Source organism: Mycobacterium sp. 1245852.3, from assembly GCF_001669335.1.
In the GTDB taxonomy this organism is placed as follows: Bacteria; Actinomycetota; Actinomycetes; order Mycobacteriales; family Mycobacteriaceae; genus Mycobacterium; species Mycobacterium europaeum_A.
In genome coordinates this window covers 1-6,817 of the sequence record NZ_LZLL01000440.1, presented here as the reverse complement: position 1 = coordinate 6,817, position 6,817 = coordinate 1, and the positions used below count along the sequence as shown (strand labels likewise).

The 6,817-nt window shown below is 63.0% G+C and carries 7 protein-coding genes and 1 pseudogene; 5 read left to right on the top strand and 3 right to left on the bottom strand.

The annotated features are described in order from the left end of the window. The 3 genes from A9W96_RS19695 to A9W96_RS19685 all read left to right on the top strand — a co-directional run. Nucleotides 1–1,021, top strand: a 1,021-nt coding sequence (locus A9W96_RS19695) for a hypothetical protein (RefSeq protein WP_231999749.1), incomplete at its 5' end; no start/stop codon positions are given. Nucleotides 1,022–1,026: 5 nt separating this feature from the next. After that, complete coding sequence (locus A9W96_RS19690; RefSeq protein ID WP_156765328.1) at nucleotides 1,027–2,013, top strand: hypothetical protein; 987 nt, start codon at nucleotides 1,027–1,029, stop codon at nucleotides 2,011–2,013. A 542-nt stretch (nucleotides 2,014–2,555) separates the two neighbouring features. Then, nucleotides 2,556–3,731, top strand: coding sequence for a DUF4062 domain-containing protein (locus A9W96_RS19685; RefSeq protein WP_197499579.1), 1,176 nt, complete (start codon nucleotides 2,556–2,558; stop codon nucleotides 3,729–3,731). 42 nt (nucleotides 3,732–3,773) lie between these two features. Here A9W96_RS19685 and A9W96_RS19680 read toward each other — a convergent pair whose 3' ends face one another. Further along, nucleotides 3,774–4,301 (bottom strand): hypothetical protein, encoded by a 528-nt coding sequence (locus tag A9W96_RS19680; protein WP_156765326.1) that lies wholly within the window; start codon nucleotides 4,299–4,301, stop codon nucleotides 3,774–3,776. Nucleotides 4,302–4,450: 149 nt separating this feature from the next. Between A9W96_RS19680 and A9W96_RS19675 the strand changes: the two genes are divergently transcribed. Further along, entirely contained in the window at nucleotides 4,451–4,753 is a 303-nt protein-coding gene (locus tag A9W96_RS19675) for a hypothetical protein (protein ID WP_067142289.1), read from the top strand. Between the two features lie 554 nt (nucleotides 4,754–5,307). Here A9W96_RS19675 and A9W96_RS19670 read toward each other — a convergent pair. Next, a complete protein-coding gene (locus tag A9W96_RS19670; protein ID WP_067142287.1) occupies nucleotides 5,308–5,796 on the bottom strand; it encodes a glutathione peroxidase in 489 nt (162 codons plus the stop codon). Nucleotides 5,797–5,816: 20 nt separating this feature from the next. Continuing rightward, entirely contained in the window at nucleotides 5,817–6,353 is a 537-nt protein-coding gene (locus tag A9W96_RS19665; protein ID WP_066881664.1) for a hypothetical protein, read from the bottom strand. 311 nt (nucleotides 6,354–6,664) lie between these two features. On the opposite strand from A9W96_RS19665, the pseudogene A9W96_RS19660 reads away from it, so the two are divergent. Beyond that, a pseudogene (locus tag A9W96_RS19660) lies at nucleotides 6,665–6,817 on the top strand (MCE-family protein MCE1A); the annotation flags it as partial.

Below are 6,817 nucleotides of genomic sequence, written 5' to 3'. Positions count from 1 at the left end.
TACAGCCTCGTTGATGGTGCAGTCAGCGATCGCCGCTGAGGACTGGAAGCTGGCCGTCATGGTGGCATTTTCTGCGCTCGAAATGATCGACAAGATCGCCACCCACCAGGAACTAATCGGTACAGCCCACCAAGGTCTGCGCCGATGGAGGAGCGCGGCATTGGACGATCCCGACTGGCCGACTCCACCGCAATCGCCACCGCTCGACCCCGACCTGCGTAGGCAGGTGATCGGCAATATCGCCGACTGCTTGCCGAATCTGCCTGCTGGCCCACATGATCAGCGACAACCAGATCTCTACGGGCAGGCTTACGTGTTTGTCTTCAATGCAACGTTCGACGCCATCCTCGACGGCGACCACGACCGGGCCACGAACTGGTTCACAACTCTGTTCAATCAGAATCAATCCGCAGCCCAACGGATGATCGCAGATGTCGCCGGACAGCTGCCCCTCCTCCGCTTCATCTACACGGTGGAACCACTTGTCGCGCTGATGGAGCTCAGCGGCTATGCCATCCTGCTCCAGGAACTCAATGGCGAAGGCATCTGGGACGCTGTCCGACCGATGTGGGATTTTCGGCGTGACCAGCTCGGCGAGGACTTCCTGCCAAGCCTTCTCGACATCGTGGCACATGTCGACTCTGCGTTCTCCCTCAACGACCTCTACGTCCTGCGGGCTTCACGCGAACAGAAGCTGGTCCAGTTCCTCGAAGAGCGCGGCATCACCGATCCCTTCGACTCCTTTGATCTTGATAATCCTCACACGAGGCCGACTACCGCGCTTGCGCCGATCGTTGCTGCCTTCGCCCCTGGTGCATACGGAATCACCTGGAAAACAACCGATCTGTTCCTCGTTCACTACGTTCTGCCACAACTCGGCGACGACGCCAAGGTTCCTCCGAGCGCTCGCGCTCTGGCACAAACACTCGCTCAATTTGAGGAGGACCGCGCCGCTGCGGAGGCAGCGACCCAAGCGGACACCACCACCACCCCTTCCACTGACGACACCCGCGGAGACTGATGCAAATGCGTGATCCCCATCGAGGCCTTCGTAGCCACCGCCGCACGCAGTTCTATACCCGTGAGGCCGCCGAAAACGACGCCAACCTCGTCAAGCGTCTCAATCGCCTCCAACGCGGTCAGCCCCGATGGGGCAATTTCTACGGCTATATGTTCACCGAAGACACTGAGCAAATCTTGCCCTGGGGGGACGATCCGGACAGTGGCTTCTCCGTCTCGCTAGAGCCCCACAGCAGGCAGATCGAGGATCTGGTAACAGATGGACTGATCTCACCGACCGGTCCGTCCTCGAGACTCGAGACCGCCGTTCGGTACCACTTGAGCTGGATTGCGGACATGATGTTGCGTGGTCCAGCGGTTTACGAAATCGACTTACTCTCTGATGCTGACGGCGAGAAGGTGGCCTTTCGGACTGGTTGGGTCCCCCAAGGCAGCATCGACAAACGCAAAGGAAGGTACCTCCAGTACGTGCCCGAGGAACTCGGAGACGGACGAAAGTACAAGGGCTGCTACTACATTCAGCTAGACCATGACAACCTCGTCTGGACTCGGTTCCCACGCCCTATGCGTGCCACACTGCGCCGAGTGGCTTCAACGCTTGCTGCGGTCAGTGCCCAACAATCAACACCCTCAGTCATGCTCCATTCAAGAGTCCGCGAGTTCGACCTTAATAAGTTTAAGGACGAACAAGCACGTGAGGTCCTGTCTGCCACAAGGGATTTAGGGTGGCACGCACGTTGGGCTTTCGACGAACAAATGACGTCGCCCTACACAGTGTGGCGGCACCTCGAATTCCAGCGCTTCAAGATCTCGATCCGAGATGCGGGCGTCGCCGGCCTAAACCGAACCCTCGCCCTCGCCGGTGCAGCGATCGGATTCGACGCGCGGCTGGTGCTCCACGGCGCCATTACGGCGCTCGACATCGACCAGGCACAGCACGAACTGCAGGCAGGATGCCGCCCTCTAAGAGAGATGATTCAGATGCATGCTTAGTCAACAGATATCCGCTTCAACCCGGTCGTGCACCCAGGTGCCGTCGACCCGAACTGCGACGCCATGTCTACGCGATTGGTTGTCGGCATTGCGCAGGCATCAGTGGCGGCGTCGTCCATCATGCCAGTCTGCTCTCCCGTGCTCGCCAGCAGAGCGCCCCGACCCTAGCCTGACAGCGCGGACACACAGTCTTATTGCCGCGGCGCCCGCCCTTGGCAACGCGACAGCTGTGAGACCGCGCATTTCACGCATGGAGACCAGCTGGACAGATCCAGACGGCCGCCGCCGCCACAACATCGTGGACCCGCCAAACTGACAGGCGCCCAGGTTCTACCTGCCCATATAGTTCCCCCCGCATCTTCTTAAGGTGCGGGCCAGGCGCCCGGCACATCTCGTCGTTGTAAAGCCCTTCGGAGAGCTTGATCTAACGGATTGCGGGGTTCTGGTAGGGGCAGGCGTCGGTGGTCGCGGATATGGTCGAAGGCGGGTCCCGGTATTCCGCACGCGACCCGCTGATCGACCGGCGACTCAGGAGCTTCGGCATGAAGGTCTTCATCTCCTCGGTGACACACCTACTGAAGGAGGAGCGCGCGGCACTACCGCCGTTTCTGAGGTTGTTCGATCACGAGCCGCTGAGGTTTGAGGACTTCGAGGCTCAAGACCGGTCGAGCCGTGAGGCCTGCCTGGCCGGAGTAGAAGCCGCCGATGTCTACCTGTTGTTGCTAGCTTCGCGGTACGGGACGCCGTTCCCGGACACGGGTCTGTCGCCCACGGCGGAGGAGTTCCACCGGGCGCGTCGGCGTGGCATTCCTATCTTGGTGTTCAACAAGTCAGTGGAGGAGGACGACGAACCGGCGCAGGTGGACTTCAAAGGAGAGGTCGGCCATTACATCAACGGCCGGCTCTGGCGTTCCTTCACTGATCCGACCAGTTGCAATCAGGCTGTCGGTGAGGCGCTAAAAGCGCTTGACGCCGAGCGGGGGCCGGTTGCCCGCACAGCTCCGCCCGAACCGATCGCCGTGCCATGGTTGAGTGAGATCGCGCTTTCCACGACCCCTGTCCCGGCAAGCGGATTCGTCGGCCAGAGGAACACTTTCGTGCCGCCGTCGGTGTCTGCGCCGGTGTGCGAATTACACGTGGTGGGTGTCGGCGCGACGAGCGCGCCGAGCCTACGGCAATTGGAAGAACGCGCTCGGCAGGTAGCACGCGATATGCGCAACCTGGGGTGGGTGGCCGAAGGTGACGAGTTGGTCGTCGGCGCTGCCGGCGGATTCGGGTGGGCGCTTCGCCCGCCGGCGACGTCGTCTTCGGGGTCGTTTCCCGAGCAGCTCACGGTCGAGCAGTTTCAAGGTGCGCTGCTCCACTCGGCGGGGGTGTGTGCATTTCGCTCGCTGGACATGGACATCATCGGTGCCTTGGTTGACCAGCAGAGCTTGCAGACCGATCTGGCCTCGCTGTTCGCGGTCATCGCAACGGAGCTTCCCGAGACAGAGTCGGTCACACTGGCCGCTTGCTTGTCGCGGGCCGATCGGGTCGGCGAGGGCAATCCGGGACTGGTCGGGACCCGTAGCGGTGGACGGGTGGCGATGTCGGGACCGGTCGAACTGAGAGCCGGCGGCGACTTCGTGGTGCCGACGCGTCGGCTGGCAAGCTCCTTCGGTGACCTTGGCGCGGACCTGGCGCACGCGGTCATCGCCCAGCTTCGGGAACGGCGGTAGGCCATGGCGAGAACGTGAGCGCGTCGGTGGGGCGGCGCGCGCTCAGAGCGGACGCGCCTGCCGCACCGCGGCGTGGAAGTCGTTCGCAAGTCGTCGATCTGGCCCATGTAGCCCGAGCTCGCCAGGTAACTCAATGGTTTGTCCATTGGTGAAGATGAGTTCGACGCCGTGCAGAGCGCCCCACCGCTTCGGTTCCGCGGCGACCGGGCCGAAGCCAGTGATGCGGTAACCCACGACGTCTGCCAGGCTGCGTTGCCAGCACGTCGTCACCGAGCCGGGCACAGGTTGAGAACCGCGATCGCGTTCCTGGTATTCGTCATAGAAGACGGCATCGAAGGCGACTTCGAAATGGGCGACGGACGACTGATCCAGCACCAGCCACGACCGCCAAGTCGCGGGCCGCTCGATGCCCTCCGATGATGCGCACCCGACTTCGTATGTCGTCCAGGCCGCTGTGATCACTCCGTTGCCGATCAACGCTCGAGCTACGTCGTAGACGAATACAGGCGGGGGATGCTCGCCGACGACGAAGTGAGCCTGGAATTCTTCGTTCCAGGATTCGATGAACATGAGTGCGACGCTACCGACGAGGTGCGACAACTCGACTGACGATTGCCAGTGGTGCATGCGCTGACGGCGAAGCCGAAGACCCAGCGCTGGAACACAGAACCGGAACTTCAGTCAACGTGCGCTATGGAGTGCTCGGTAGCGTTGGCGGCATGACCTCGCTGAAGGTGATCTTGCCCGATGAATCAACCGCCGAACGCCTCGAGCTAGATATCCTGTCGACGGTGCCCAAAGAACTGGGCCGGTTCAACTACAAGCCGATTGGCACTGTCAGTGCCGCAGGAGAAGCGAACAACTTCTCGCTACATCCCCAAGGGCACGTGCAGATCGAGCCGAAAGGCGCAACGCGGATCGTGCGAGTGCATGCTTCAAACGTCGATCCTCATGAGCTGTTCACGGCTGTCCTCGCGGATCTCGAACAACGCAACGATGGCCTGACGGGCGAGATTGATTGAGAGGTAGTACGAACCACGCTGCTGGTGACCGATCCGGTCAGTAGCGACTGATTCCAGTTCCCCGTCGATGACACAGCGTGCCGTTTCGGCCCAGTCCCGCGCTCGTGCCGCGTTGCTTCGAGCACGACGAGGTCCGCCGGCGGTCCGTTAAGGTCGACGTGCTCGGATGATGCCTACCGTGAGGTCGTTGCCTCATCGTTCGCCGGACCCCGGTTCTCTGCGTTCTCCAAAACGTTGAGATGTACCGCCTACGTCCGTCGTCATGAATACTGACGATCATCCATGAAGCGCCGCCCTTGAGATGGCTGGCCGGCTGCACTTGGCGCGTTTGGCCACGGATTTGGCCACGGAACACGGTGGAACCGATGCAAACAAGCGAGATGAGGCGAGACAGCTTGGACGGCTGAACGTCGCTGACGTGCAACTATGAGACCAAGTGCATCGGAGGAGACCGCGACCGGTTAGCTCATAACCCAGAGGTCGCAGGTTCGAATCCTGTCCCCGCTACCAGGTAAAACGGCCCCCGGAGACAGCTCCGGGGGCCGTTTTCATGCCTAGCGGGGCAGCACGTCCTCGATGGCGCTGATGACCTCCGGCGCGTCGGGCTCGGTGCGGGGCCGGAAGCGGCGCACCACCTCGCCGTCGGGTGCGAGCAGGAACTTCTCGAAGTTCCACTGGATGTCGCCGGCCTGGCCGTCGGCGTCGGCGGCCTTGGTCAGCTCGACGTACAGCGGGTGGCGGCCGTCGCCGTTGACGTCGGTCTTCTCCAACAGCGGGAACGTCACGCCGTAGGTCGTCGAGCAGAACTCCTGGATCTCATCGGCCGTGCCCGGCTCCTGGCCCATGAACTGGTTGCAGGGGACGCCGACGACCGTCAGGCCCCGGTCGCCATAGTCCTTGGCCAGCTTTTCCAGGGCCGTGTACTGCGGCGTCAGCCCGCATTTGGAGGCGACGTTGACGACCAGCGTTGCGCCGTCGGACAATTCGGCCAGCGTGGTCGGTCGGCCGTCGAGGGTGGTCAGGGCGATGTTTTTCAGGGTCACGCCGACGACGCTAACGCACGTCAGAGCCAGCCGGTGCGGGCGGCGGCGACGGGCTCGGCGGGCTCCGGGGCGAGCTCGCCGTTGCGCACCCCGTCGAGCAACCGTTTCACGGCGGCGACGATCTCCGGAGCGGCCGCCGCGAGCCCGGCCGTGTCGGCCTCGCTGACCTGGTCGGCGTCGACGCCGGCGCGGGCCAGCACGGCGGCCGGGTCGGCGAGCTGCTCGGTCAACCAGGCCAGCGGGTCGGCGGACAGTTCGGGGACGAAGTGCCGGCGGCTGGGTTCCCACCCGTTGAACTGCGGGTGGTGATGGGCGCGGTCCAGGGTCCCGGGTGGGCTCTCGGTGGACCCGAACAGGTCGACCCGCCACACCGGGCGGGTGAACGCGATCGGGACGCCGGCGTAGATCGAGCCCTGCGGCTCGGCCCGGTCGACGAGGCGCAGTTCCAGCCTGACGCCGCGCTCCGGCGTCTCCTGACCTTCGAGCGGGGACGGGTCGATGAAGTACATGTCGCCGACGACCACACCCAGGGATTCGAATCCGAACGCTGCCAGCATCGCGCACCTTTCGTTGTCCTCATCGAGGTTCTCATCGAGCGTAGACCCGGCATCTTGCCAACCGCGGCGCCCGACGAATTTGTGAACAGCGGTTCGCACAAGTTCGGCCGTCGCGGTACATTTCACTGACTTCGTTAGTGCACAGTTACGAAGCCCCTGGCAAAGGCAGGGGAGTGGATTTGTCGCCGCGCCGGCAGGCGGCGGCGCGGACGTGAGGGGTGGCGGCGGTCTTGTCGACGAAAACAGGTCCCAGCTCACCCGTGCAGATCAACTCGCAACGAACCCCGCCCTACAAGTGGATCGCCCTCGCCATGATGCTTGTCTGCGGGCTGATTCTGGCCTTGGTGTACGGCCAGTTTCGCGGTGCATTCACCGAGAAGACGCAGCTGACGATGATTGCGTCGCGGGCCGGTTTGGTGATGGATCCGGGTTCGAAGGTGACGTATAACGGGGTGGAGATCGGC